This is a genomic window from Citrobacter sp. Cpo089 (assembly GCF_030332695.1).
In the GTDB taxonomy this organism is placed as follows: Bacteria; Pseudomonadota; Gammaproteobacteria; order Enterobacterales; family Enterobacteriaceae; genus Citrobacter; species Citrobacter portucalensis.
This window is the reverse complement of sequence record NZ_JAOWHJ010000024.1, coordinates 1-215: the sequence shown is the minus strand read 5'-3', so window position 1 is coordinate 215 and position 215 is coordinate 1. Positions and strand designations below refer to the sequence as shown.

1 pseudogene (running past one end of the window) is annotated in these 215 nt (G+C 53.0%); it reads left to right on the top strand.

Annotated elements, in window-relative coordinates:
• A pseudogene (locus OGX92_RS03400) lies at nt 1-215 on the top strand (IS1-like element transposase) (its annotated part extends 80 nt beyond the left edge of the window); the annotation flags it as partial.

Here is a 215-nt window from a genome sequence, read left to right as displayed (position 1 = left end):
TCAGCGCTATCTCTGCTCTCACTGCCGTAAAACATGGCAACTGCAGTTCACTTACACCGCTTCTCAACCCGGTACGCACCAGAAAATCATTGATATGGCCATGAATGGCGTTGGATGCCGGGCAACTGCCCGCATTATGGGCGTTGGCCTCAACACGATTTTACGTCACTTAAAAAACTCAGGCCGCAGTCGGTAACCTCGCGCATACAGCCGGG